This window comes from Ancylobacter mangrovi (assembly GCF_024752335.1).
GTDB classification, from domain to species: Bacteria; Pseudomonadota; Alphaproteobacteria; order Rhizobiales; family Xanthobacteraceae; genus Ancylobacter; species Ancylobacter mangrovi.
The window spans coordinates 511,011-535,028 of sequence record NZ_JANTHY010000003.1 but is presented as its reverse complement, the minus strand read 5'-3'; the positions used below and the strand labels follow the sequence as shown (position 1 = coordinate 535,028).

Below are 24,018 nucleotides of genomic sequence, written 5' to 3'. Positions count from 1 at the left end.
TCACAGCTCCTTGCGGATGTTGACGATGCGCAGGATGCCCCCGACCAGCAGCAGCACCAGGATCAGCAGGATCACCGCATTCGCCGCCGCCGCCGGGTACTGCAGCAGCGCGATCTGGTTCGCCATCATCAGCCCGACCGAGGCCGACTGCCCGCCGGACATGAAGCGCACGGTGATGAAGTCGCCCATCACCAGCGTCACCACGAAGATCGAGCCGATGGCGATGCCCGGCTTGGCGAGCGGGATGATGACGTTGGTGAGGATCTGGAACCCGCTGGCGCCGGCGTCCCGTGCCGCCTCGATCAGCGAGCGGTCGATGCGCATCAGCGTGTTGAAGATCGGCGTCACCATGAACAGCGTGTAGAGGTGCACCATGGCGAGCACCACCGCGAAGTCCGAGAACAGCAGGAACTCCAGCGGCTGGTGGATGATGCCCAGACTCATCATCGTCTGGTTGAGCAGCCCGTTGCGGCCGAGGAACGGGATCCACGAGATCATGCGGATGATGTTCGAGGTCAGGAACGGGATGGTGCAGATCAGAAACAGCACCATCTGCGTCGTCGCCGTGCGGATGTGGAAAGCGAGGTAGTAGGCGACCCAGAAGCCGATCACCAGCGTCAGCGCCCACACGATGACGGTGTATTTCAGCGTGTTGATGTAGGTGCTCCAGGTCACCGGCGAGGTGATCGTCTCCTGGTAGTTGGTGAAGACGAAGGCCGGGAAGATCCGGATCGAGTCGTAGTCCCAGAAGCTCACCATGACGATGGTGGCGATCGGCAGCACCAGGAACGCGGCCAGGATCAGCGTCAGCGGCATCGCCTGCAGATAGGGCGCCAGTCGCGGGGCAAGGCGGGAGAGCGTCATGCGGCGGTTCCGGGTCGGGGCCTGCGCGTGGGAAGCCGGGCGAGAGGCGTGGGGCGAAGTCTCGGCGAGGTACGTATCGGCGGAGTCACGGAGTGGGCGAAGGCGTAGCGGGCGGCACCTGATGGAGGGCACCGCCCCCGCCGGGAGGGGGCGGGCGAGAGGCGCCGGCGCCCCCCGGCTCCGAAGCCCTCACCTCACCCCCCTCCCGGCAGGAGAGCCGTTGGCCGCCGCGTCAGGCGGCGATGAATTCGTTCCAGCGACGGACCATGTAGCGGTCCTCGTCCATCACCGAATTCCAACAGGCGACCGCGCCCATGCGCTCCTGGAAGGAGCCGCCGTCGCGGATCGCGCCGGCCGTGTACATCACCTTGCCTTCCGGCGAGAGGATGTCGGCCTTGGCCGGCTTGCCCAGCATCCAGAACGCCCACTCGTCCGGCGTCATGTTCTTCTCGGCGGTGGAGAGCACGGCCGAGTAGTAGCCCTGCCGGTTGAGATAGGCGCCGACCCAGCCGGACAGGTACCAGTTGATGTACTCGTAGGCCGCGTCGAGCTGCGCGCCCTTCAGGTGCTTGGCCATGCCGAGGCCGCCGCCCCAGGCGCGGTAGCCCTCTTCGAGCGGCTGGTAGACGCAGGGGATGCCCTTCGAGCGCACCGCCGCCACCGCCGGCGACCACATGGACTGGATCACCACCTCGCCCGAGGCCATCAGGTTGACGCTCTCGTCGAACGTCTTCCAGAAGGCGCGGAACTGGCCGTCCTTCTTGGTCTTGATGAGGAAATCGATGGTGAAGTCGATCTCCTTCTTGGTCATGTTGCCCTTGTCGGCATATTTGATCAGCCCGGCGCTCTCGCAGATCATCGCCGCGTCCATGATGCCGATGGACGGGATGTTCAGGATCGAGGTCTTGCCCTTGAAGGCCGGGTCCAGGATGTCCTTCCAGTTCTTGATCGGGCGGCCGACGAGGTCGGGGCGGATGCCCAGCGTGTCGGCGTTGTAGATGGTCGGGATCAGCGTCATCCACTGGGTCGGCGCCGAGGCGAAGGTCTTCGAATCCGGCCCTTCGACGAAGCCGACCGTGTTCGGCGCGGTGCCCTGGGCGATCGTCGATTCCGGCGTCAGCTTGCCGGTAGTGAAGATCGGGACGATCTGGTCGTAGTACTTGATCTTGGAGACGTCCATCGGCTGCAGCGTGCCGGCCGCGAACACCTTCTTGCAGATCCAGTACTCGATGTCGGCGATGTCGAAGCTGTTGGGCTGGGTGACGACGCGCTGGGAGACGGCGTCGGAATCGAGCGCCGTCATCTGCAGCGTGATGCCGAGGTCGGCCTTGCACTTCTCGGCGATGGCGTTGAGGTTCGAGACGCCGGTGCCGAACTGGCGCAGCGTGATCGGGTTCTGCGCCCAGATGGTGGGAAAGCCGGTGACGGCGCCCGAGCCGGTGGCGACGCCCGCGAGCGCGGCGGCGCCCTTGAGCATGGTGCGGCGGCTGATGCCGGCGCCGCGCGCGGCCTGCGGCCCGGCGCTCGTGGCGCCCGGCGTGGCGCTTCCCGCGCCCGTGCGATCCGTGGTCTTCCTGGTCATCGAAGTCTCCCGAGCGTTATGCAGCAGATTGGGGAACGGGCGGTTTCCTTGGGCAGTAAGGTCAGGCGGACGGCGACGCGTGCAGCATGTGGACGTCGTCCGCGGTCCAGGCGAGCGGCACCGCATCGCCGACGGACAGGGGCTTGGCGAAGAAGGCGGTCTCGGGCACCTGCACCGAGAACTCGTCGACCCCCGGAGCGGAGAGCGCGACCTGCACCTTCTGGCCGTGATACTCGATGTTCTGCACGAGGCCGGTCAGCCCGCAGCCGGTCGCGGTGCCCCCGGTATCGGCGATGTGCACGCGGTCGGTGCGCACCGCGATCTCGATCGGCTGGCCGACCTCGGCCGGCAGGCTTTCCGGCACCACGAAGGCCGCCCCGCCGGGCACCTCGAACATGATGCGCCCGCCATCCTTGCGGGTCACGCGGCCGGCGATGACGTTGTGGTCGCCCATGAAGCGGGCGACGAAGGCGGTGGCCGGGCGATTGAACACCTCGCGCGGGGTCGCCGCCTGCTCGATCCGCCCGCCATTCATCACCACCACCAGGTCGGACAGCGCCATCGCCTCCTCCTGACTGTGGGTGACGTGGATGAAGGAGATGCCGAGCTGGAGCTGCAGCTTCTTCAGCTCCTGGCGCACCCGGATCTTCAGGAACGGGTCGAGCGCGGAGAGCGGCTCGTCGAGCAGCAGCGCCTGCGGGTCGGTGATCAGCGCGCGCGCCAGCGCCACGCGCTGCTGCTGGCCGCCGGAGAGCTGGGACGGGCGACGCTCGGCGAGGTGGTCCATGTGGACCAGCTTCAGCATCTCCATCGCCTTGGCGCGCCGGGTCGCCTTGTCGACGCCCTTCATCTTCAGGCTGAAGGCGACGTTGTCGACCGTGTCGAGATGGGGGAACAGCGCGTAGCTCTGGAACATCATCGCCGTGCCGCGCTTGGCCGGGGCGAGGTCGGTGACCACCGTCGGGCCGAGCCGCACGTCGCCCTCGCTCACGCTTTCATGGCCGGCAATCATGCGCAGCGTCGTCGTCTTGCCGCAGCCCGAGGGCCCGAGCAGGCAGCAATAGGTGCCGCCGGGGATCTTGAGAGTGACGCCGTCGACCGCAAGCGCCGGACCGTAGCGCTTGGTGAGCTGGACGAGTTCGATGTCGGCACCGCTGGTCATGGTGTGGGCATGGCTCCGCCTGGCGTTCCCTGGACGTCACGCAAGCGATATGCCAATTGGCGGCGGGCAAGGTTTCCGCCGCCGGCAGCCCCGCCGAGGCGGGCGGATGGCGCCCGTCGCCGCGCGAAACGGCGGACGAACGCACATCGATTAGGCATGGTATGCGACACCTGCCCAAACTGGATACAATCTAGAGCTCGATCGTATCCAATCCGAGGATCGGTCGCCGCAACGACGGGCTCACGGGCCGGCTTGTGGGCTGCCTCATGGACGGCCGCAGCGTCTGCCGTCGCGGGACCCCGGCACCCGGGCGCCGCCGCCGCTCCTGATCCTTAGAACACCGTGCCGTCGGCGTCGATAGCGATCGGCGGCGGGCCGGCCGGCGGGCGGCGTTCGGCGGCGATGCGCCGGCCCGCGGCCCAGGTCCCGCCCTGCAGCATCTTCGCCAGCGGGAACTGCGAGGCGTCGAGCCCCAGCCGCTCGCGCACCGGGTCGGCGAGCCGGTCCATCAGCGCCACGGTCAGCGCCCGCCATTCCACCACCATCTCGCTGCCGACCGGCTGCTTCTGCTCGGGCAGCAACGGCGTGCACGGCACGATCGCGCCGAGGTCGATCAGCAGCCCGCCATTGCGGTATTCCGGCAGCGCGGTCAGCGCGTCGAGGTCGGTCACCGCGAAGCCGGCCGCCTCGAACGGCTCCAGCAGCGAATAGGTCAGCCACTGCGACAGCTTGTGGAACGGCACCAGATGGTTCGACAGGTCCGGCACCTCGACCCCCGGATGGCGCCCGACATCGCCGAGCGCGACGCCCTCCACCACCAGCCCCGCCGGCCAGATCGCCGACAGCCCGTCGAGCAGCGCCTCCAGAATGGTCGGCGCCGGCAGCCGGCCGAGCGGGGCCTTGTCGAACAGCGCGTCGTAGAGCCCGCCCGGGCGGATCACCCCGTCGCCGAACAGGTCCCTGCGGGTCGCCAGCGCGTGGCCGAGCCGGTTCAGCAGCGCCACCCGCCCCTCGAGCCCGACCAGCGGCTTGGCCTCGCTCACCTGGAAGTGGCGGGCCAGCGTGTCGGCGTCGATCCGCATCAGCGCGCCCGCATCGGCCCGCAGCGGTACCTTCGGGTCGGAGGAGAAGCCGCCCGCCTCGAACATGCGCAGGCTCGCCACCGCCAGCCCTTCCGAGCGCCCGATGGTGAGCCCGCTCGCCTCCTCGTGGTAGTACCAGGCATCGCCCGCCCCGGCGTCGAGCAGCACGCTCACCACCGCGAGGTCGATCATCACCCGCGCCCGCTCGGCCGCGTCGTTCGTGGGCAGGCGCTGCTCCAGCGCCGGCCAGCGCTGCAGCCCGCCGGCGTCAAAGTGGCGCCAGCGGCTGTGATAGGGGATGTCGAGCGTGGGATAGGCCTGCCGCGTCACCTCGGCCACATAGTCCGCCACCGTGCCGAGCGCCGCCTCGTCGACGGTGAAATGCGCCGAGCGGCCGGCCAGCACGTAGTCGAGCACCAGGTGACAGCGGGAGCGGACCGCGGCTGGCGAGCGCAGGGCGGCGAGTTCGGGCGGGATCATGCGGCGTCCTTGACTGGCTGAAGCGGGCCCGCGCCTGCGAAGGCCCCGCTCGGACGGTTCTGACAGGCGGGCGTCAGCGCCTGCGTACGAATTCGGTGCGCAGCACGAGGCCCTTGATGCCCTCGAAGCGGCAGTCGATCTCTTCCGGGTTGTCGGTAAGACGGATGGCGCGGATCACGGTGCCCTGCTTCAGCGTCTGGCCCGCGCCCTTCACCTTGAGGTCCTTGACGAGGACCACGGAATCGCCATCGGAGAGAACGTTGCCGGCGGCGTCGCGTACTGCGGAGGCCGCGGCCGCCGCGGCCGCCATCTCGGAAGCGGGACGCCATTCCCCGGTTTCCTCGTCATACACATACGCGTCGTCGTCGCCGGCCATATCCATCTCTTTCATCCTCGCACTCGCGCGCACCACCGGAGCCGGAGGCAAGGCGCAAGAGCCTATTCCTTCAGTGCGCGGCCCTGCGTCGCGTCGTATTGGCTCTGGAATCCGACGCCGTAATAGCCCGCGGAAACCTTCGCTTCCATCTCGACCCGCGCATCGGAGGGAATGAGATCGTCCGGGATCGGCACCCGCTCGACCACCTCGATGCCGGCGCGCGCCAGCGCGTTGAACTTCATGTCGCTCATCGAGGCGAAGCGGTCGATGCGGGAGATGCCGAGCCAGTGGAAGACGTCCGGCATCAGTTCCTGGAAGCGCATGTCCTGCACCCCGGCGACGCATTCGGTGCGTTTGAAGTAGGTCTCCGGCAGGTCGCCGCCCTGCTGGCGCTTGCGGGCGTTGTAGACCAGGAACTTGGTCACCTCGCCCAGCGCCCGGCCTTCCTTGCGGTTGTAGACCACGAGACCGACGCCGCCCTTCTGCGCCATCTCCACGCACATCTCGATGCCGTGGGCGAGATAGGGCCGGCAGGTGCAGATGTCGGAGGAGAACACGTCCGAGCCGTTGCACTCGTCATGCACCCGGCAGGCGAGCGGGGTCACGCCGTCGCCGATCTTCGAGGGGTCGCCGAACATATAGAGCGTCATGCCCCCGATCGGCGGCAGGAACACCTTGAGGTCGCCGCGCGTCACCAGCTCCGGGAACATGCCGCCCGTGTGCTCGAACAGCGCCCGGCGCAGCGCCCCCTCGCCCACCCCGAAGCGCTCCGCGATGCCCGGCAGGTACCACACCGGGTCGATCGCCGCCTTGGTGACGCGCACGTCCCCCTTGGGGCCGATGATGTCGCCGTCGATGGCGAGCCGCCCGGCGCGGATCGCCTCGCGGATCTCCGGCATGTCGATATGGGCGCGGGTGATGGCGATGCTCGGCCGGGCGTCGATGCCGGCGGCGATCTCCTCGGCGAACGCCTCCCCGGTCATGTGGCCGTAGGGATCGAGCGAGACGATCTTGCCCGGGTCGCCCCATTGCGGGTGCGGGCCGATCGGGTCGGAGGGCGAGGTGTCGGTGAGGTCGGCGCGGAAATCGGCGGTCAGCGAGCCGGCGGCGATGGCGAGCGCGCGATAGACCGAATAGCCGCCCGCATGGGTGCCGATGGCGTTGCGCCGCTTCGGGTCCGTCAGCGTCGCCACCACCGGGCCGCGCTCGCGCGGGGACGGGGCGCCCCAGTTCAGGGTCGGGGCGTCGGCGGCGACGCCGGTGGGCGCGCCATGGGAGGTGAGGACGATGTGGTTGCGGGAACGACCGCCTGCACTGGCATTGACGGACATGACTGGCTCGCTTCTCGTCCGGCCCTGTGCCGGGCTGCTGGGAAGCACTCAATGTGAGCGCCAATTCCCCCGTTCTGCAAGAGGTTGCGCGCGGAAGTGTTAAAAAATCGGACGAGATGGTCCGTTTTTTGTATCGGGAATCGCTCTTTCCGCTACGCTGTGGGAGGCTGGCGCGACCGCCGACCACCCACCTTCCGCCGACAGTCCCGAGCCCGAGCGAGCCGACGATGAACGCGCCCTCCGCCCCGACCCTAACCACGCCGCCTTCCACCGTCGTCGTCGATCATCCGATGATCCAGCACAAGCTGACGCTGATGCGCCGCACCCGCACGCCGGCGAACGAGTTCCGCCTGCTGCTGCGCGAGATCAGCATGCTCATGGCCTATGAGGTCACGCGCGACATGCCGATGGAGATGATCGAGATCGAGACCCCGCTCGCCACCATGCAGGCGCCGGTGGTGGCGGGAAAGAAGCTCTGCCTGGTCTCGGTGCTGCGCGCCGGCGGCGGCATCCTCGAGGGCATGCTGGAGATCCTGCCCGCCGCCCGCGTCGGCCATGTCGGGCTCTACCGCGACCCGGTCTCGCTCGCCGCGGTCGAGTATTATCTCAAGCTCCCGCGCGACATTTCCGAGCGCACCGCGATCGTGCTCGACCCGATGCTGGCGACCGGCAATTCGGCCGCCGCCGCGGTGGCGGAGGTCAAGGCCGCCGGCTGCCAGTCGATCAAGTTCGTCTCGCTGATCGCCGCGCCCGAGGGCCTCGCCACCTTCCACGAGGCGCATCCCGACGTGCCGGTCTACACCGCCGCCATCGACAGCCACCTCAACGACCACGGCTACATCGTGCCCGGCATCGGCGATGCCGGCGACCGCATCTTCGGCACCAAGTAGCGGCGGGCGGGCGCAGCCCATGCAGCGGGTCACCCTCACCATCGACGACGCGCTGCTCGCCACCGTCGACGCCTATGCCGCCCGCCACGGCTACGCCACGCGCTCGGAGGCGGTGCGCGACGCGCTGCGTGCCGCCCTTTCCGGCGCCTCGCTCGCGCCCCCCTCGCTGTTGGAGGGCGATCCCGCCGGCGAACCCGCGGCGCCTCCCGGCCCTCCGGCGGACCCCGCAGTGCCCTGCCACGCCACGCTCAGCTATGTCTACGACCACGAGAAGCGCGACCTCTCGCGCCGCCTCACCAAGGTGCAGCACGGCCACCACCACCTCGCCGTTGCCTCGCTGCACGTCCATCTCGACCACGATACCTGCCTCGAGGTCGCGGTGCTGCGCGGACCCGCCGACGCGGTGCGGAGCCTCGCCGACGAGGTGGTGACCCAGCGCGGCGTGCGCTACGGCCACCTGCACCTGCTGCCGGCGCCGGCCGACGCCCACCCGGGCCATGCGCACGATAACGCGGCGCATGATTTGCCCTCGCAGGCGCACAAGGGCGATTGACGCCGTCCCCGTCGAACGTAAGCTGACTGCGTCATTTCATCATACGCAGACGTACGCACCGGGGGCTCCCCGAAGGCGGCCTGCCCGTTCCAGAGGGGTTGTCATGTCCAACGTCGTCTCGCCGGCCCGCCGTTCCGTTCCCGGTCTCGCCCGCCACGCGGCGCGCGCCGCCCTCGCCGGCGGCTTCGCGCTGGTGCCCGCGCTCGCCTTCGCCCATCCCGGCCACGGCCCGGCGGTCGGCTTCGCGCACGGCTTCCTGCACCCGGTGAGCGGCCTCGACCACGTCCTCGCCATGGTCGCGGTCGGCATCTTCGCCGCCCAGCTCGGCGGGCGCGCCATCTGGGCGGTGCCGGCGAGCTTCGTGGCGCTGATGGCGGCCGGCGGCTTCCTCGGCATGTCCGGCATCGGCCTGCCCTTCGTCGAGCTCGGCATCGCGCTTTCCATCGTCGTGCTCGGCGGCACGGTGGCGCTCGGCCGGAAGGACTGGCCGCTCGGCGCCGCCATGGCTCTGGTCGGCTTCTTCGCCCTGTTCCACGGCCACGCCCACGGCGCCGAGATGCCGGCGGATGCGTCCGGCCTCGAATATGCCGCCGGCTTCATGGCGGCGACGTCGGCGCTGCACGCGGCCGGCATCGGCCTCGGCCTCGCCATCGGCAAGCTCTCCGAGGCCCGCGCGCCGCGGCTGGCACAGGCTGTCGGCGCCGTGGTCGCGGTCGCCGGCCTCGGCATCCTCTCCGGCGCTCTCTGAAGCCGCCGGGGCGCTTCCTCGAAGGCGCCCCGCCGAAACTTTCGGCGCCACGGCCGGCGCGATGCCGACAATCCGGGCTTCCGGTCCGCCGGGAGCCCGTCTATCGTACCCCGTCCCTAGGGTTCCGGCGCCGGTCGCGGCGCGCCTGGTCCGAGAGGGGCAGCCCGGCGCGGGGAGGCTCCCCACCACATTCGCCGGGTCCACGGCGGGACAAAAGCCCGGGAGGCTCGCGCGACGGTTTCGCGGCGCAGATCCTCCGGCTCCGCAGGGTCTTCCTCGAAACCGTCCGACAGGACCGACGGCCGGCCTCCGGCCAAGCGAGGAGAACGCCCAATGCCTGCGACCCCGATCGACGCCTTCCCGATCACCGCCCGCCCCATGGACGCCCGCCCGATCCATTCGCCCCTGGCCGGCGCCCCGGCCCGCGCCCGCGCCACCCGCGTCGCCGGCCTCATGGCCGCGCCCGAGCGCCGGCGCCGCCACCATCCCAATTTCGAGATCCGCGGCATGCAGGGCTGGAAGGCGCTGGAGGCCGAGGAGGGCCTGTCCGAGGCCGGCTGGCGCAAGGAGCAGCAATGGGCGCTCGACATGGGCCTGCCCGGCGCGGATTCGATCACCGACAAGTCGATACCGACCTTCGCCCGCGGCGAGCTGCCCCATTTCGCCGGCATCAACACCTTCCTCAAGGCGCCCTATGTCGAGAACGTGCGCGACGTGGGCAAGTACGACGCGGCCGTGCTCGGCATCCCGTTCGATTCCGGCACCACCTACCGGCCCGGCACCCGCTTCGGGCCGCAGGGCATCCGCCGCATCTCCGCGCTCTACACGCCCTACAACTACGAGCTCGGCGTCGACCTGCGCGAGCAGATGACGCTGTGCGACGCCGGCGACGTCTTCACCATCCCCGCCAATCTCGAGAAGAGCTTCGACCAGATCTCGAAGGGCGTCTCCCACGTCTTCTCCTCCGGCGCGCTGCCGATCATGCTCGGCGGCGACCATTCGATCGGCTTTCCCTGCGTGCGCGGCATCGCCGAATGCACCTCCAAGCGCATCGGCATCATCCATTTCGACCGCCACATCGATATCCAGGAGAAGGATCTCGACGAGCGCATGCACACCACGCCCTGGTACTGGGCGACCAACCTGCCGAACGTGAAGCCGCAGAACCTCGTCCAGCTCGGCATCGGCGGCTGGCAGGTCCCGCGCTACGGCGTGCAGGAGGCGAGGAAGCGCGGCACCAACGTGCTGACCATCGACGACATCGAGAAGATCGGGCTGGAGAAGACCGCCGAGATCGCGCTCGAGCTGGCCTGGAAGGACGCCGACGCGGTCTACATCTCCTTCGACGTCGATTCGATCGACTGCGGTTTCGTGCCCGGCACCGGCTGGCCCGAGCCCGGCGGCTTCCTGCCGCGCGAGGCGCTGAAGATCCTCGGCCTCGTCGCCGCCGAGGGGCTGTGCGGGCTGGAGGTGGTCGAGGTCTCCCCGCCCTACGACACCTCGGACATCACCGCCCTGTTCGGCCTGCGCGTGGTGGTCGAGGCGCTCGGTTCCATGGTCGCCCATGGCAAGATGGGCGCGCACAAGCACATCATCGACAAGCCGGTGAGCTTCTGAGCCCGGCTCCCGCCGCGCCGGGCCTTTGGTCCGGCCGGCGCGAGGAGGAGAGCGCCATGCATCGCGGCCATGACCACGATCACCCGCACGACCATTCCCACGGCACAGCACATTCGCACGCCCAGGCGCATGCACATGCCCACGCCCATGGCGGCCACAATCACGGCCCCGGTCCGCGCCCGGCGGCGCAGTGGCAGACCCCGCATCTGCCCGAGCCGCCCGAGGAGGGTGACCACGCCCATGTCGAGCCCGATCTCGACCTGGTCGAGAAGGCGTTCGTGGAAGGCTTCGGCTCGGCCTCCGACCCCACCAGCTTCCTGCGCCTCGCCCGCATCCCGTTCGACGCCGTCACCCGCGAGGGCGCGCGGGTCAGCCTGCTGCGGGTCGAGACGGACGAGGCAACCGATGTCGGCGCGGTCATGCCGCAGCTCGGCGGCGGCGCGTTCCGCTACGATCCGCTGCCTGCCTCCATGGTCTCGCGCCGGCGGCGCCTGCGATTCCTCTATTTCGACGGCCGCGCCGTGCTGCCCCTTACGCTGGCGCAGGTGCGCGACCTCGCAGAGACGTGAGCCGGGCGCTTTTCGCAAAAGCGCGCCCGATCGCCGCGTCAGGGGTTTGCCGGGTTGATCGGAACGGCTCCAAAGTTCATGTTGCCGCTCGACGCGCCCCGTTCGCTCTGTGTTCGGGGGCCGGAGTGGGTGCACATGGACTACGGACGCTTTTTTCAGGATGCCGTCGACGCGCTCAAGAACGAGCGGCGCTACCGGACCTTCGCCGAGATCGAGCGCGACACGCAGCGCTTCCCTCATGCCGTATGGCACTCGCCCGAGGGCGAGCGCGACATCGTCATCTGGTGCTCGAACGACTATCTCGGCATGGGTTGCCATCCTGACGTGGTCGAGGCTCTGTGCGCCACCGCGCGCGAGGTCGGCGCCGGCGCCGGCGGCACGCGCAACATCTCCGGCAACAGCCACGCCATCGTCGAGCTGGAAGCCGAGCTCGCCGACCTGCACGGCAAGCAGGCGGGGCTGGTCTTCACCTCCGGCTACGTGTCGAACCAGACCGGCATCTCGACCCTCGCCAAGCTCATTCCCGACTGCCTCGTCCTCTCCGACGCGCTGAACCACAACTCGATGATCGAGGGCGTGCGCCAGGCCGGCCGCGAGAAGGCGATCTTCCGCCACAACGACCTCGCCCATCTCGAGGAGCTGCTGCAGGCGGCCGGCGACCGCCCCAAGCTGATCGTGTTCGAGAGCGTCTATTCGATGGACGGCGACGTCGCCCCGATCGGCGCCATCTGCGATCTCGCCCAGCGCTACGGCGCCATGACCTATCTCGACGAGGTGCACGCGGTCGGCATGTACGGCCCGCGCGGCGCGGGCGTCGCCGAGCGCGACGGCGTGATGGACCGGGTGGACGTGATCGAGGGTACGCTCGGCAAGGCGTTCGGCGTCGTCGGCGGCTACATCGCCGGCAAGGCGGCGGTGCTCGACGCGGTGCGCTCCTATGCGCCCGGCTTCATCTTCACCACCGCGCTCCCCCCCGCCATCGCGGCGGCGGCGGTCGCCTCGGTGCGCCACCTCAAGGCCTCCGGCGCCGAGCGCGCGCGCCAGCAGGCGCAGGTCGGCAAGGTCAAGCGCGCGCTCGATCTCGCCGGGCTGCCCCAGCTCGACACCGAGACCCATATCGTGCCGGTCATGGTCGGCGACGCCGAGGCCTGCAAGGCCGCGAGCGACATGCTGCTCAACGATCACGGCATCTACATCCAGCCGATCAACTACCCGACCGTGCCGCGCGGCACCGAGCGGCTGCGCATCACGCCCGGCCCGTTCCACGACGACGCGCTGGTCGCTGACCTCGCCCGCGCGCTGACCGATGTGTGGAACCGGCTCGGCCTCTCCTTCGTGCCGCGCGCGCAGGCCGCCGAGTAGCACACGCCCTCCCCGGCCGCGGGCCGGGGATCAATCCCGCCGGAGATCAGTCCTTCGGTTCGCTCTTGTCGATCTCGACCGCCTCGGAGGGCACCACCGCCCGGCCGAAGAACAGCCGCGCGATCACCGGCACCAGCATCGCCAGCGCCAGGAAGCGCATCAGATGGTGGGCGGCGACGAAGGCCGGGTCGACGCCGAGCACGAAGGCCATGATCGTCATCGCCTCCAGCGCGCCCGGCACATAGGCCAACAGCACTTTGGGCAGCGGCTCGTCGGCGAGCCACGAGCCGAGCAGCGCGAAGCCCAGCGCCACCGCCGTCGCGATCACCAGCGCCACCACCGAATCGACCAGGAAGCGGCGCAGCGTCTCCAGCCGCGTACCGGTGAAGCGGCTGCCCGTATTGGCGCCGAGCACCGCGAAGCTGGCGATCAGCAGGAGATCCGGCAGCCGCCCCTCGATCAGCCCGAGGCCGTGGACGAAGCCGCTGGCCAGCATCGCCCCGACCATCGAGCCGCCGGGGAAGTTCGCCCGCTCGGCGACCAGCCCGCCGAGGATGCCGACACCGAGCGACATCAGGAAGCCGGCGAGATCCGGCACCACCGGCGTCACCGGCAGCGTGCCCGCCGGCTGGTGGCCGAGCCCGCCCATCACCGCGGGCAACAGCGCCACCAGCACGAACAGCCGCATCGACTGGCCGAACACCACGCGCCGCGTGTCGGCGCCGGAGCTTTCCGCCATGATCAGCACGGTCGAGAGCGCCCCCGGCACCGAGGCGAAGAAGGCACTGCGCCGGTCCCAGCGCGAGACCTTCTCGAGATAGAGCACCGAGGTGCCGATCATGACCGGCACGGAAAGCCCGAGCACCGCCATCGTCACCGGCCAGGTGGCGATGCCGCGCAGCGTGTCCGGGGTGATGGTCGCCCCCATCGAGGTGCCGATGACCACATAGGTCGCGGTGCGTATGGGCGGGGAGACGGCGACCGGCACGCCGGCCAGCGCCAGCACCGCGGTCAGCACCAGCGCGCCGGACAGCCAGCCCGCCGGCATGCCGGCATAGGCGAACAGCGCGCCACCCACGCCCGCGGCGACGAGGGTCGAGGCATAGCTTGCGAACTGGCGCGGCGAGGAGCCGAAGGTATGCGTGAACAGCTTGGGCAGCGGCATCGGGCGGATCGGGCGGGAGGCGGGAAAAGCGGCGCGAAAAGAAAGGGATGGTCGCGTCCGGTTTGCGCCGGATCAATGCGCCGATTGGCCTCCGCGGTCAAATCCGCTCCATGCATAACTCATCGCTCTTCCATGCCGAGCGCGCCGTGCCGCGCTACACCTCCTACCCCACCGCCCCGCATTTCTCGGGCGAGGTCGGGGCGGGCGAGCACGCAAGCTGGCTGTCCGCGCTGGGGCCGGAGGCGACGCTGTCGCTCTACCTGCACGTGCCGTTCTGCCCCTCGCTGTGCTTCTACTGCGGCTGCACCACCAAAGCGACGCGCCGGCGCGAGCCGGTGGCCGCCTATGTGGCGCGGCTGGAGAAGGAGATCGACCTCGTCGCCGCCAGGGCCAGCGGGCGACGCGTCGTCCACATCGCCTGGGGCGGAGGCACGCCGAGCCTGATCGGCCCCGAGGCGCTGAAGCGGCTCCATGCCCGCATCGCCGGGCATTTCGACCTCGATTCGGTCGCCGAGCACGCCATTGAGCTCGACCCGCGCGAGACCGACGAGGAGCTCGCCGATGCGCTGGCCGCCATCGGCGTCGACCGCGTCAGCTTCGGCGTGCAGGACTTCAGCGCCCATGTGCAGCGCGCCATCGGCCGCGTGCAGCCCTTCGGAACGGTCGACCGCGCGGTGCGGCTGATGCGCGAGGCGGGCGTCGCGGCAATCAATCTCGACCTCATGTTCGGCCTGCCGCACCAGACCGCGCGCGACGTGCGGCGCTCGGCGCAGATGGCGACCCTGCTCGCGCCCGAGCGGCTGGCCCTGTTCGGCTACGCCCATGTGCCGTGGATGCGCACCAACCAGCGGATGATCGATCAGTCCTCGCTGCCCGGCGCGGCCGAGCGGCTGGAGCAGTCGGAAGCCGCGCGCGAGACGCTTATCGAAGCCGGCTATGTGGCGATCGGGCTCGACCATTTCGCCCGCCCGTCCGACCCGCTGGCGCGCGCGGCCGCCGCCGGCCGTCTGCACCGCAACTTTCAGGGCTACACGGTCGACAGGGCGGATGCGCTGGTCGGGCTGGGCGCCTCGGCGATCAGCCGCTTTCCCGCCGGCTTCACCCAGAACGCGCCGGACGCGCACAGCTACCGCCGCGCCATCGACGCCGGCGACTTCGCCAGCGTGCGCGGCGTCGCCTTCACCGGCGACGACCTCAGGCGCGGGGCGGCGATCGAACGGCTGATGTGCGACCTCGCGGTGGATCTCGACGCCGACCTGATGACCGAGGCCGCCCCGCGCCTCGCCTCGCTCGCCGCCGACGGGCTGCTGAGCATAGACGGCGGCCACGTGGCGATGACCGACGAGGGCCGGCCCTTCGTGCGGCTCGCCGCCGCTGCGCTCGACGCGCGCCTGCAGGCCGGCACCGGGCGCCATTCCACCGCGGTGTGAAGGTATGGGGGCGTCGTGCCGCCCCCTCTCCCCCATGGCGGCGACGGCTGCAGCGCAAAAGGAAATGCCCCGCGCGAGGCGGGGCATAAGGCCAACGGAGGGATTCTTCTTGTGGTTATTCGCTGCCGGCCTCAGGCCGCGCCGGCGAGGCGCCGCATGCTGCCGCGATCCTGGATGCGCACCTCGTCGGCGCGCAGCAGGGCGACGAGGCCGCGCCGCTTCAGTTCGGAAAAGGCCCGGCTCACCGTCTCCAGCGTCAGGCCGAGAAAGTCGGCGATCTCCTGGCGCGTCATCGACAGGTGCAGCGTGGTGCCGCCGACCATGCCCTCGGGCATCAGTCGCAGCAGGAAGAACGCCACCCGCTCCAGCGCCGACATGCGGCCGAGCACGAGCGCGTGGGAATGCATGACGCAGAGCTGCGCCTCGAAGCGCCGCAGCAGCCGCGCCGCCAGCACCGGGTCGCGCTCCAGCGCGCTGCGCTCATGGGTGGAGATCACGGAGGGGGTCAGCGCCTCGGCCGAGCAGGCATAGGCTTCGTCATGGGCGAGGCCGAACACGTCGCCCGGCCCGAGCAGCTCGACCACCTGGCGGCGCCCGTCCGGCAGCAGCTTGGTGAGCATCACCGCGCCCTCGACCACTTCCATGATGCGGCGCGCGGGGTCGCCCTCGTGCAGCACCGTGGTGTGGGCGGCGACGCGCAGATTGGCGGCGGGTGCCTCCACCGGCTGCGGGCTGCGCGAAAAGCTGCCGGTCCGTTCCTCGATGATCTGGCGCATATTTCCCTCCGCCGTTGATCTTTCTCAATGGTAGAGGGCTTGCCAGCGCCGCACAGTTCGGTGGGCTGCGTAAGGGACTTTCCCGACCGGCCCGGACGCCGGCCGGTCGCCGGCCAGCTAGTCGCCGGTCAGCACGTGCAGCAGCGATTCCGCGTTCAGCGGCTTGCGCAGCACCCGCACCGGGCTCACCCCGCGCAGCTGGTGGTCGATCGCTCCCTGCGACTGGCCGGTGATGACCACCAGCACCGGCGGCGAGGCGAGCTTCTGCAGCCAGCGGATCAGCTGCCCGCCGGAAATCCCCGGCAGGCTGAGATCGACGATGACGGTGTCCGCACCGGCCGGCGGCGTGGTCCGCAACAGGCCCTCGGCATCGGGATAGAGGATCACCTCGTGCCCCAGATTCTGCAGAATCAGGCTGAGCGAATCGCTCACTCCGGCGTCGTCCTCCACCACATGAACCCGCACAGGCATTCTCCCGCTTGTTGCACGCGAAAGTGAGCCAGGGCCCGGCGCCCTAGCAATTCGTAGGGATGCGTAGAAAATCGAAAGGTTCCCGCCCCGCCGCCATTTCGTCCCTCGCGAGGGCAAGAAAGAGCGAGGCCCCGGCGGGGCCCGGACGGATCTTCCGCTGGCGGTGGAAGTTGCGGCGCGCCCTCAGGCGCGCATGTCCTTCAGCACGATGCGCACAAGGTCGGCGGCGTTCTTGGCGCCGAGCTTCTCCATGATGCGCGCGCGGTGCACCTCGATGGTGCGCGGGCTGATGCCAAGCACCCGCCCGGCCTCCTTGTTGGAGGCACCGGAGGCGATCTGCACCAGCACCTCGCGCTCGCGCGGGGTCAGCAGGTCGTGGCCGGGGAAATGCGCCGTCAGCAGGTCCGAGGGCTCGGCCCCGGCGCGCCGGTTATGCGCGTCGATGGCGTCGCGCACGCGCTCCACCACCGTGTCGGCGTCGAACGGCTTCTCGATGAAGTCGAGCGCGCCGTGGCGGATCGCGTCCACCGCCATCGGGATGTCGCCCTGGCCGGAAATGATGAAGATCGGCGCCGGATAGCGGTCCGCTTCCAGCTCCTTCAATATGTCGAGACCGGAGCGGCCGGGCATGTGGACGTCGAGCACGATGCAGGCCGGGACATGGGTGCGCGCGACCGACAGGAAGGCCGCACCGTCGGAGAAGCCGCGCACGTGATAGCCTTCCAGGCTGAGCACCAGGGAGAGCGCATCGCGGACCGCCGAATCGTCGTCGACGATGAAGACTTCACCCATCTGCGCCATCGGCGCCCCCCTCACCAGCAACGGCCGTGGCCGACGCGAAGGCCGGCAGGACCAAAGAGAAGCAAGCCCCCTTGCCGTGTCCGCCGGGATCGACCAGCAGGTCACCCCCGTGGTTCTGGGCGATCGTCCGCGAAATCGCAAGCCCGAGACCCATGCCGCGACGTTTTGAACTGGCGAACGCCTCGAACAGCTTGGGCAGCGCCTCGGGCGCGATTCCCGGCCCGTTGTCCTGCACGTCGAGGATCACGTCGTCGCCCTTCAGCCGGGTCGAGATGCGGATCGCCGGCTCGGGCGAGACGGAGGCGGCCTCGATCGCGTTGCGCACCAGATTGACCACGATCTGCTGGATCTGCACCGGGTCGACCGACACCGGCGGCAGCGCCGGCCCCTCCTCGCGGTCGATGCGGATGCGGTGGCGCTGGCCGAGCAGCGTCAGGTCGATGGCGTCGTCGATCAGCGGGTCGAGGTCGCGCGCGTGCCGCTCGGGCGCGCGCTTCTCCACGAACTGGCGCATGCGCTGGATGATGTGGCCCGCGCGTTCGGCCTCGCCCGCCGCCTTGTCGAGGATATCGCCGACCACGGTGTTGATGTCGACCCCGCGCGAATGGGCGCGGCGGATCGCCTGCAGATAGAGCATCAGCGCGGTCAGCGGCTGGTTGAGCTCGTGGGCGATGGCCGCGCCCATCTCGTCGATCGCCGACACCCGGGCGAGGTGCACCAGCTCGCTCTGCAGCTCGGCGAGCCGCGCCTCGCTCTCCTTGCGCGGGCGCAGGTCGCGCAGGATGCCGATGAACTGACGCCCGTCCGGCGTCGCCGCCTCGCCGACCGAGAGCTCCAGCGGAAACACCGTGCCGTCGGAATGGCGCCCGCGCACCTCACGGCCGATGCCGATGATCTTCTTCACCCCGGTGCGGATATAGCTGCCGACATATTCGTCGTGATCGGCCGCGTATTCGGTCGGCATCACCAGCTTGACGTTCTGCCCGATCGCGTCGGCCGCGCTGATCCCGAACATGGTCTCGCAGGCCTTGTTGAAGATCAGGATGCGGGCACGCTCGTCGATGACGATGATGCCATCGGCCGCGGTATCGAGCACCGAAAGCAGCCGCGCCTCGGAAACGGTCGGCTGGTCCACGGCGCTTCGCTCGTCACCAAACTCGCGCATGGCGCCAATTTGCGCCGGCCATCTGCCGCCCGCAAGCCTTCCACGGGCGGTAATAGGGGAAGATCACCGCTTCAGCCAGTCGACGAGACGATTGGTCGCTTCGCTCATCTGCGCCTCGCCGCGCGCGAAGCACATGCGGATGTAGCTCTCCCCGCCCGGCCCGAACGCCGTACCGGGGGCGAGGCCGATGCGGGCCTCGTCCACCAGCTTCAGCGCCAGCGCACGCATGTCCTGCTCGCCCTCGACGCCGAAGAACATGTAGAAAGCGCCCGGCGGGCGGGCGAAGCGCACCCGGTTCGAGGTCGCGAGTCCGTCGGCGACGATGTCGCGTCCGCGCCGCGCCCGCTCGATCTGATGGGCGACGAAGCTCTCCCCGCGCTCCAGCGCCACGATGCCCGCGCGCTGCATGAAGGCGGCGACGCCCGAGGTCGAATACTGGATCAGGTTCTCCAGCACGTCGCCCAGCAGCGGGTGGGCCTCGATCCAGCCGAGCCGCCAGCCGGTCATCGCCCAGTTCTTGGAGAAGGTCTGGACGAACAGGATCCGGTCCTCCGGCTCCATGATGTCGTGGAAGGAAGGCGCGCGCCCGCCCTCGCCGGCCTCGTAGTAGAAGCGGCCGTAGATCTCGTCGGCGACGATCCACAGCCCGTGCCGGCGGGCGATGTCGAGCACGCCGGCGAGCGCCCCGCGGCTGGCGACGAAGCCTGTCGGGTTGGCCGGCGTGTTGATGAAGATCACCCGCGTGCGCGACGACACCGCGCTCTCCAGCCGGTCGAGGTCGATCCAGAAGCCGCGCGCCTCGTCGAAGGCGAGCGGCACGTAGACCGGCCGCGCGCCGATCACCTCCGCCGCCGCCGCCGCGTTCGGCCAGGCCGGGGACGGGATGATGATCTCCTCTTCGGCCGAGAGGGTGAGCGCCAGCGCGATCTGGATCGCCTGCATGCCCGAGCCGGTGACGAAATAGCGCTCCGGGTCCTCGCTGACGCCGTAGAGCCCGGCCATGTAGCGGGCGATGGCGGCGCGCAGCTCCGGGATGCCGCGCTGCCAGGTGTAGAAGGTCTCGCCCGCCGCCAGCGAGCGGGTCGCCGCCTCGGCGATGAAGGCCGGCGTCGGCAGGTCGCCCTCGCCGGCCCAGAGCGGGATCATCCCCTCGCGCTGGCGGCCGTAGTTCATCACCTCGACGATGCCGCTCTCCGGCAGCGAGAGCGCCTGCGGGCGCACATGGTCGAGGAGGGAGGGGGCGGCGAAGGGCGGGTCAAGGGTCGTCATGAGCGCACTCGGTCGAAGCCATGGGGCGACACGGCCAAAGGACCTGTCGCCCCATGGCTTAGTGTCCCTCGCCGTCCTCGGCAATCGGGAAAGACGGCGTAGGTGGCACGGTTCAGCGCCGGCGCGAACGTGCCAGCTCGCGCGGAGACACCGCCGGATTGCCCATCACCGTCGCGCCGGGCGCCACCGATTTGGTGACCACGGCGCCCACCGCGATGGTCGCGCCCTTGCCGATGACCAGCGGCCGCCCGCGCCGTCCGTTGGTGATGGTGGCCCCGCCACCGACATAGACCTCCTCCTCGATCACGACATAGCCGGAGATCGTCGCCGAGGGGCAGATGTTGCAATGGTCATGGATGGTTACGTCATGGCCGATCGAGCACATCGGCATCAGCTGGATGTTGTTGCCGATGATCGTCCCCGGGCCGACATAGCAGGGCGAAGCGACGATGGTGCCCACCCCCACCTCGATATGGGGGAAGAGGCTGGGATAGATGTGACGGATGTCGAGCAGCCTGCCGCCGGCGGCGGCGATCTTGTCCGCCATCATCCGCCGGTGAGCGGCGTTTCCGACGGAGATGAACACATCCGGGAGCGGGTCGATCTTCAGCCAGGAATCGCGTGTGATCAGCGGCTTGCCAGCCATTTCGAGGCCTTTGTCGCCATCGATGTCGTCGATATAGGCGATGATCCGCGCGACCTTGTAGACGTCCTGCAGCATGGTCTCGAGCGCCCAGCCCTGGCCGGACGCACCGTAGATGACGATATTGGGAACTGACACGCTCTCTCTCCACTCCTGCCGGCCACGCGATCGCGACGACCCGCGCGTCGCGGCGCCCCGCCCGTCTCAGGGCTCCTCCGCCGGCTCCGCCTGCGGCAGAAGATCGAACTCCCGCCGCATCAACTGGCCGACCCGCTTTATGTAGTCCGCCCGCTTGTACAGCGAGTCATGCAGCGCTTTCAGGTCCTGGTTGACCTGCCGATACATCTCCTCATCTGCTTCGAAATCCCGGATCCGCGCGACGATGTTCGCGATCATGTCCTCCGGATCCGCGAAGATCACCGGCAGGTCCTTCAGGGTTTCCGAATGGAAGAACGTCTCGTTGTAGACGGCGAAACCGATCCCGCCCTGGCAGATGGGCTGGGCGATATAGCCGTCGAACCCCTCGCCGAAGCTGATCGAGAACATGCAGCGGCTGGCGAGGTCCATGAACGTGTCGAACGTGATCTTGAAGATTTCGACGAAGCGGTAATCGGGCAGCGCCTCCTTCAGCGCAGCGAGCACCGCCTCCCGGTACGGCGCCGGGTCGGGCGAATAGATAATGAGCTTTTCCTTGTCGCTGACATCAATCGGCTCATAACCGCTGAGGTCGACATAAGCCGGCAGTAGCAGCGTCGGCAGGTTGTAGAAATCCGCCGTTTGCTGGGTAAAGGAGGCTGGATGGGCGACCGACTGGGTCAGCTCGTCCGCAAGGACACGAAGATCTTCGAGCTCCTCCCGTCGCGGCATCATCTGGATATTCTGGTTCGTGATGTTGATGAACAGGTGCTGGCGCGAGGCCAGATAGTCGCGCAGCTCGTCCGTCACCTGCGTCATGAAGCCGGACACCATGTACTCCGGCATATGGATGTAAAGCCTCTCCACCGACTGGCAGCGCAGCAGCTGCGAGAACCGGAACACGTCCTCGCTGTTGCGGAACTTGTCGTGGCGCGTGATGGTCAGGTCGGACCTGTTGGGACGGGTCATCAGCACGACCTCGTAGCCGTGATTCCGGCGCAGCCGCCCAACGGCGCCGGCGATCGTGAACAGCGAGAGGACGCCCCCACCCATGCCTGTATGTTCAGGCACGAGAAAGACGCACAACGCCTTGGCATTCTCGATATGAGCGGGAAAGGTCGCGTCCTGCAGTTGCCGGATGATGCGCGAACCGAGCAAGGCGTTTTGCGGGGTATCGATGTCCGCGTTGGGCCGCTTCTCCCGACGGCCTCCGCGAATGTAATGGAGAAAGGGATTCATGCCGCTCCGCTCCACGTCCTCGTTGAGCATGAGATAAGCGGCGCTGTTGAAATCCGGGGTGGGATTCCGCTCCTCCTTCCAGCCATGCAGGATATAGTGAAGGACTGGATCCACGCCCGCGTCCCGGACGTCGGGATTGGCCGCGAGATAGTACGGGATGTCGAATTCCGGCCGGATCGCCGCCGCTTCGTCGAGGAGCACCTGCTCCTTGGCCGATCCTGCGCGTCCCTCCGCCCGGCCGTGCCGGACGTAGTGGACGAAAGGGTTCGCTCCCGCTTCGGCGATGTCCGGATTGGCTTCCAGATAGTACCGCGTATCGAACGACGAATTGGGCTTCCTGTATTCCTTCCATCCGAGGGTCACGAAATGGACGAGCGGATCGAGCACCGTCCCGACGACCTCCCGGTACATCGCCCCGTAATAGACTGGGTCGAATGCGTCCGCGATGGCGGCCAGATCGTCGGCCTCCCGGTCGGTCAGGAGGCCGGCATATCCGGGGCCCGGCGCGGTCGTCGCCGCCGCGGCACTCTGGGCGGCCTCCTCCCCCGGCGAGGCGAAGCGCCCCTCGCCCCGGCCATGCTCGACATAGTGAGCGAACGGATTGTCAGCGCTTCCGGCGATATCGGGATAGCGCTGCAGATAATAGGCGGTATCGAACACGGCGTTCGGGTTGCGCCCTTCCTTCCAGCCGAAGCGCACGAAGTGCAGCAGCGGATCCATGCGGGAAGCGGCAACGTCCGGATAGGTCGACAGATAGAAGGCGGGGTCGAAAGCACGCGCGACGATGGCCAGCTCCGCCTCGAGCCTATCGTCCAATGCCTCTGCCCCCATCCTCGCCCCCTTCGTTCCTGTTCCAGCCGCTTCACCTCACGCCCGGGCTCGCCGGGTGGACCGCGCGGCACTTGCGGCCGGACGCGGCCCGCCGCCCTGCGCGCAATGCCCCGAACCATGATGGCGGCGAGATCGCGGGACAATCCCGGCCCCTCGCGCCAGCCAGCCTTCGCTCACCCTCCGCCGCCGGCCCGCGCCAGCGCCTCGTGGAAGATGCTCCAGATCTCGTCGGCGCTGCCCGCATCCTCGCCGTCGTAGACCGGCAGGCACACGGCGCGGGCCGACAGAGCGGCCGCGTTCGGCACATGCGCGGCGCCGATGCCGAGCCCCACCGTCGGGTAGTAGTAGCGCCGCGCCAGCAGGCCGGAGGTCCGGCAGGCGCGCAGCACCCGCTCGGGGTCGATGCCATCGGGCAGGCGCAGCGCGAAACACTGCCAGGGCGAGCGCTCCTCCTCGCCCGGCGCCACGAAGGTCCCGAGCCCCGCCGCCTGCGCCAGCGCGTTGTAGCGCGCCGCCATGGCGCGGCGTTCCGCGAGCCGGGCGGCGAGATGATGGAACACGGCGATCGCCATCGAGGCGGTCAGCTCGTCCATCTTGCCGTTCAGCCCCTCGCCGGGCTGGAGATCGCCCAGCGCCCACAGGCCGAAATTGAGCGCCGAGCGCAGATTGTGCTGGTGCGCCGGCGGCACCACCGCGACACCGCCTTCGCCGACGCCGAACGGCTTGGTCGCGTGCAGCGAGAACAGCTCCATCGCGCCCTCGACCGCGAACCGCTCCACCACCGCCCGGTCGACGCCGATGCCGGCGGCGTTGTCGATCACCAGCGGCACGCCGTGGCGGCGGCAGACCTCGCCCAACGCGCCGATGTCGGTCCAGATGCCGTAGGGACGGACCGCGATCACCGCTCCGATATCGTGGCGGGCGATCAGCTCATCGGCGAGCGCGGCGTCGAGCACGCCGGTCACGGGGTCGACATCGCCCACCACCGCCGCCAGCCCCGCCCCGCGGATCGCCGCCGCCGTCGCGGGAAAGGTGAAGGCGGGGTACAGCACCGGGCGGTTGACGCGCAACGCGATCAGCGCCGCCGACAGCCCGACTGTGCAGTTCGCGCAGGCCACCGCCGACATGCCGGGGAAGTAGGCGACCTCCAGCAACCGCTCGAAATGCAGCGAGGAGGGTCCGAAATTCGAGTAGAAATTGCTCTGCCGCGCCCGCGAGAACTCGGCCTCCACCTCCTGTAGCACCGGCAGGCGCGGACGCACGAAGGGGAATCTCAGCAGCACCTCGGCGGCCGGGATCTGCGGGCCCGCCACCCGGGAGGGAGGGGGCTCGGCCCCCTCATTCAGCAGCTTCATGACGCGTTCTCCCCGCATGCTGCGCGCCACGGGCGGCACCGTCGCAGATCACACCGACCTGCGGACGGCGCAGCGGAAAGCCTGGCCGTGCCGGAAACACATGCATACAAATAACTTTTGTT

At 69.2% G+C, this 24,018-nt stretch carries 22 protein-coding genes and 1 riboswitch; of the genes, 7 read left to right on the top strand and 15 right to left on the bottom strand.

Annotated features, from left to right (window positions below; all coding sequences use genetic code 11):
* The 6 genes from NVS83_RS12135 to NVS83_RS12110 form a co-directional block, all read right to left on the bottom strand.
* Nucleotides 1–864, bottom strand: coding sequence for an ABC transporter permease (locus NVS83_RS12135; RefSeq protein ID WP_258739527.1), 864 nt, complete (start codon nucleotides 862–864; stop codon nucleotides 1–3).
* Nucleotides 865–1,096: 232 nt separating this feature from the next.
* Complete coding sequence (locus NVS83_RS12130) at nucleotides 1,097–2,341, bottom strand: ABC transporter substrate-binding protein (protein ID WP_258739758.1); 1,245 nt, start codon at nucleotides 2,339–2,341, stop codon at nucleotides 1,097–1,099.
* A gap of 166 nt (nucleotides 2,342–2,507) precedes the next feature.
* Complete coding sequence (locus NVS83_RS12125) at nucleotides 2,508–3,608, bottom strand: ABC transporter ATP-binding protein (RefSeq protein WP_258739526.1); 1,101 nt, start codon at nucleotides 3,606–3,608, stop codon at nucleotides 2,508–2,510.
* 332 nt (nucleotides 3,609–3,940) lie between these two features.
* Entirely contained in the window at nucleotides 3,941–5,170 is a 1,230-nt protein-coding gene (locus NVS83_RS12120) for a URC4/urg3 family protein (protein ID WP_258739525.1), read from the bottom strand.
* Nucleotides 5,171–5,243: 73 nt separating this feature from the next.
* Nucleotides 5,244–5,546 carry an alkylphosphonate utilization protein gene (locus NVS83_RS12115; RefSeq protein ID WP_258732624.1) on the bottom strand — a complete coding sequence of 101 codons (303 nt, stop codon included), beginning with the start codon at nucleotides 5,544–5,546 and terminating at the stop codon, nucleotides 5,244–5,246.
* A 62-nt stretch (nucleotides 5,547–5,608) separates the two neighbouring features.
* Complete coding sequence (locus NVS83_RS12110; RefSeq protein ID WP_258739524.1) at nucleotides 5,609–6,877, bottom strand: GTP cyclohydrolase II; 1,269 nt, start codon at nucleotides 6,875–6,877, stop codon at nucleotides 5,609–5,611.
* 227 nt (nucleotides 6,878–7,104) lie between these two features.
* On the opposite strand from NVS83_RS12110, the gene upp reads away from it, so the two are divergent.
* The 6 genes from upp to hemA all read left to right on the top strand — a co-directional run bounded on the left by upp (nucleotide 7,105) and on the right by hemA (nucleotide 12,616).
* The gene (gene upp, locus NVS83_RS12105; protein WP_258732622.1) at nucleotides 7,105–7,767 is read left to right on the top strand and encodes a uracil phosphoribosyltransferase; all 663 of its coding nucleotides are present in this window, start codon (nucleotides 7,105–7,107) and stop codon (nucleotides 7,765–7,767) included.
* 19 nt (nucleotides 7,768–7,786) lie between these two features.
* Nucleotides 7,787–8,320: a nickel-responsive transcriptional regulator NikR gene (gene nikR / locus NVS83_RS12100; RefSeq protein ID WP_258739523.1), complete on the top strand. Its 534-nt coding sequence runs from the start codon at nucleotides 7,787–7,789 to the stop codon at nucleotides 8,318–8,320.
* A gap of 103 nt (nucleotides 8,321–8,423) precedes the next feature.
* Nucleotides 8,424–9,068, top strand: a complete 645-nt coding sequence (locus NVS83_RS12095) for a HupE/UreJ family protein (protein ID WP_258739521.1) — start codon at nucleotides 8,424–8,426, stop codon at nucleotides 9,066–9,068.
* A 105-nt stretch (nucleotides 9,069–9,173) separates the two neighbouring features.
* A riboswitch (guanidine-I (ykkC/yxkD leader) is annotated at nucleotides 9,174–9,295 on the top strand.
* 151 nt (nucleotides 9,296–9,446) lie between these two features.
* The gene (locus NVS83_RS12090) at nucleotides 9,447–10,685 is read left to right on the top strand and encodes an agmatinase family protein (protein ID WP_374115056.1); all 1,239 of its coding nucleotides are present in this window, start codon (nucleotides 9,447–9,449) and stop codon (nucleotides 10,683–10,685) included.
* 56 nt (nucleotides 10,686–10,741) lie between these two features.
* Nucleotides 10,742–11,254, top strand: coding sequence for a hypothetical protein (locus NVS83_RS12085; protein ID WP_258739520.1), 513 nt, complete (start codon nucleotides 10,742–10,744; stop codon nucleotides 11,252–11,254).
* 135 nt (nucleotides 11,255–11,389) lie between these two features.
* Complete coding sequence (hemA, locus tag NVS83_RS12080) at nucleotides 11,390–12,616, top strand: 5-aminolevulinate synthase (RefSeq protein ID WP_258739519.1); 1,227 nt, start codon at nucleotides 11,390–11,392, stop codon at nucleotides 12,614–12,616.
* A gap of 46 nt (nucleotides 12,617–12,662) precedes the next feature.
* Here the strand turns inward: hemA and NVS83_RS12075 are convergent, their stop codons facing one another.
* Nucleotides 12,663–13,781, bottom strand: coding sequence for an AbrB family transcriptional regulator (locus NVS83_RS12075; RefSeq protein ID WP_258739518.1), 1,119 nt, complete (start codon nucleotides 13,779–13,781; stop codon nucleotides 12,663–12,665).
* A 110-nt stretch (nucleotides 13,782–13,891) separates the two neighbouring features.
* Between NVS83_RS12075 and hemN the strand changes: the two genes are divergently transcribed.
* Complete coding sequence (hemN, locus tag NVS83_RS12070) at nucleotides 13,892–15,211, top strand: oxygen-independent coproporphyrinogen III oxidase (RefSeq protein WP_258739517.1); 1,320 nt, start codon at nucleotides 13,892–13,894, stop codon at nucleotides 15,209–15,211.
* A gap of 131 nt (nucleotides 15,212–15,342) precedes the next feature.
* Here hemN and NVS83_RS12065 read toward each other — a convergent pair whose 3' ends face one another.
* The 8 genes from NVS83_RS12065 to NVS83_RS12025 form a co-directional block, all read right to left on the bottom strand.
* Nucleotides 15,343–15,987, bottom strand: coding sequence for a Crp/Fnr family transcriptional regulator (locus tag NVS83_RS12065; protein ID WP_258739516.1), 645 nt, complete (start codon nucleotides 15,985–15,987; stop codon nucleotides 15,343–15,345).
* A 117-nt stretch (nucleotides 15,988–16,104) separates the two neighbouring features.
* The gene (locus NVS83_RS12060) at nucleotides 16,105–16,458 is read right to left on the bottom strand and encodes a response regulator (protein ID WP_258732612.1); all 354 of its coding nucleotides are present in this window, start codon (nucleotides 16,456–16,458) and stop codon (nucleotides 16,105–16,107) included.
* 183 nt (nucleotides 16,459–16,641) lie between these two features.
* Entirely contained in the window at nucleotides 16,642–17,259 is a 618-nt protein-coding gene (locus NVS83_RS12055) for a response regulator transcription factor (protein ID WP_258732611.1), read from the bottom strand.
* A complete protein-coding gene (locus NVS83_RS12050) occupies nucleotides 17,243–18,394 on the bottom strand; it encodes a two-component system sensor histidine kinase NtrB (protein ID WP_258739515.1) in 1,152 nt (383 codons plus the stop codon). Before NVS83_RS12050 ends, NVS83_RS12055 begins: the two co-directional genes overlap by 17 nt.
* Nucleotides 18,395–18,487: 93 nt before the next feature.
* The gene (locus NVS83_RS12045; RefSeq protein ID WP_258739514.1) at nucleotides 18,488–19,693 is read right to left on the bottom strand and encodes a pyridoxal phosphate-dependent aminotransferase; all 1,206 of its coding nucleotides are present in this window, start codon (nucleotides 19,691–19,693) and stop codon (nucleotides 18,488–18,490) included.
* A 112-nt stretch (nucleotides 19,694–19,805) separates the two neighbouring features.
* Nucleotides 19,806–20,474: a PglD-related sugar-binding protein gene (locus NVS83_RS12035; RefSeq protein WP_309486193.1), complete on the bottom strand. Its 669-nt coding sequence runs from the start codon at nucleotides 20,472–20,474 to the stop codon at nucleotides 19,806–19,808.
* Nucleotides 20,475–20,540: 66 nt separating this feature from the next.
* The gene (locus tag NVS83_RS12030; protein ID WP_258739513.1) at nucleotides 20,541–22,526 is read right to left on the bottom strand and encodes a hypothetical protein; all 1,986 of its coding nucleotides are present in this window, start codon (nucleotides 22,524–22,526) and stop codon (nucleotides 20,541–20,543) included.
* Nucleotides 22,527–22,714: 188 nt separating this feature from the next.
* Nucleotides 22,715–23,896, bottom strand: coding sequence for a DegT/DnrJ/EryC1/StrS family aminotransferase (locus NVS83_RS12025; RefSeq protein ID WP_258739512.1), 1,182 nt, complete (start codon nucleotides 23,894–23,896; stop codon nucleotides 22,715–22,717).
* Between the last annotated feature and the right edge of the window lie 122 nt (nucleotides 23,897–24,018).

Excerpts from the sequence above, each read along its gene's own strand:
- NVS83_RS12135 (WP_258739527.1), bottom strand. The coding sequence starts at position 864 with ATGACGCTCTCCCGCCTTGCCCCGCGACTGGCGCCCTATCTGCAGGCG.
- NVS83_RS12130 (WP_258739758.1), bottom strand. The coding sequence starts at position 2,341 with ATGCTCAAGGGCGCCGCCGCGCTCGCGGGCGTCGCCACCGGCTCGGGC.
- NVS83_RS12125 (WP_258739526.1), bottom strand. The coding sequence starts at position 3,608 with ATGACCAGCGGTGCCGACATCGAACTCGTCCAGCTCACCAAGCGCTAC.
- NVS83_RS12120 (WP_258739525.1), bottom strand. The coding sequence starts at position 5,170 with ATGATCCCGCCCGAACTCGCCGCCCTGCGCTCGCCAGCCGCGGTCCGC.
- NVS83_RS12115 (WP_258732624.1), bottom strand. The coding sequence starts at position 5,546 with ATGGCCGGCGACGACGACGCGTATGTGTATGACGAGGAAACCGGGGAA.
- NVS83_RS12110 (WP_258739524.1), bottom strand. The coding sequence starts at position 6,877 with ATGTCCGTCAATGCCAGTGCAGGCGGTCGTTCCCGCAACCACATCGTC.
- upp (WP_258732622.1), top strand. The coding sequence starts at position 7,105 with ATGAACGCGCCCTCCGCCCCGACCCTAACCACGCCGCCTTCCACCGTC.
- nikR (WP_258739523.1), top strand. The coding sequence starts at position 7,787 with ATGCAGCGGGTCACCCTCACCATCGACGACGCGCTGCTCGCCACCGTC.
- NVS83_RS12095 (WP_258739521.1), top strand. The coding sequence starts at position 8,424 with ATGTCCAACGTCGTCTCGCCGGCCCGCCGTTCCGTTCCCGGTCTCGCC.
- NVS83_RS12090 (WP_374115056.1), top strand. The coding sequence starts at position 9,447 with ATGGACGCCCGCCCGATCCATTCGCCCCTGGCCGGCGCCCCGGCCCGC.
- NVS83_RS12085 (WP_258739520.1), top strand. The coding sequence starts at position 10,742 with ATGCATCGCGGCCATGACCACGATCACCCGCACGACCATTCCCACGGC.
- hemA (WP_258739519.1), top strand. The coding sequence starts at position 11,390 with ATGGACTACGGACGCTTTTTTCAGGATGCCGTCGACGCGCTCAAGAAC.
- NVS83_RS12075 (WP_258739518.1), bottom strand. The coding sequence starts at position 13,781 with ATGCCGCTGCCCAAGCTGTTCACGCATACCTTCGGCTCCTCGCCGCGC.
- hemN (WP_258739517.1), top strand. The coding sequence starts at position 13,892 with ATGCATAACTCATCGCTCTTCCATGCCGAGCGCGCCGTGCCGCGCTAC.
- NVS83_RS12065 (WP_258739516.1), bottom strand. The coding sequence starts at position 15,987 with ATGCGCCAGATCATCGAGGAACGGACCGGCAGCTTTTCGCGCAGCCCG.
- NVS83_RS12060 (WP_258732612.1), bottom strand. The coding sequence starts at position 16,458 with ATGCCTGTGCGGGTTCATGTGGTGGAGGACGACGCCGGAGTGAGCGAT.
- NVS83_RS12055 (WP_258732611.1), bottom strand. The coding sequence starts at position 17,259 with ATGGCGCAGATGGGTGAAGTCTTCATCGTCGACGACGATTCGGCGGTC.
- NVS83_RS12045 (WP_258739514.1), bottom strand. The coding sequence starts at position 19,693 with ATGACGACCCTTGACCCGCCCTTCGCCGCCCCCTCCCTCCTCGACCAT.
- NVS83_RS12025 (WP_258739512.1), bottom strand. The coding sequence starts at position 23,896 with ATGAAGCTGCTGAATGAGGGGGCCGAGCCCCCTCCCTCCCGGGTGGCG.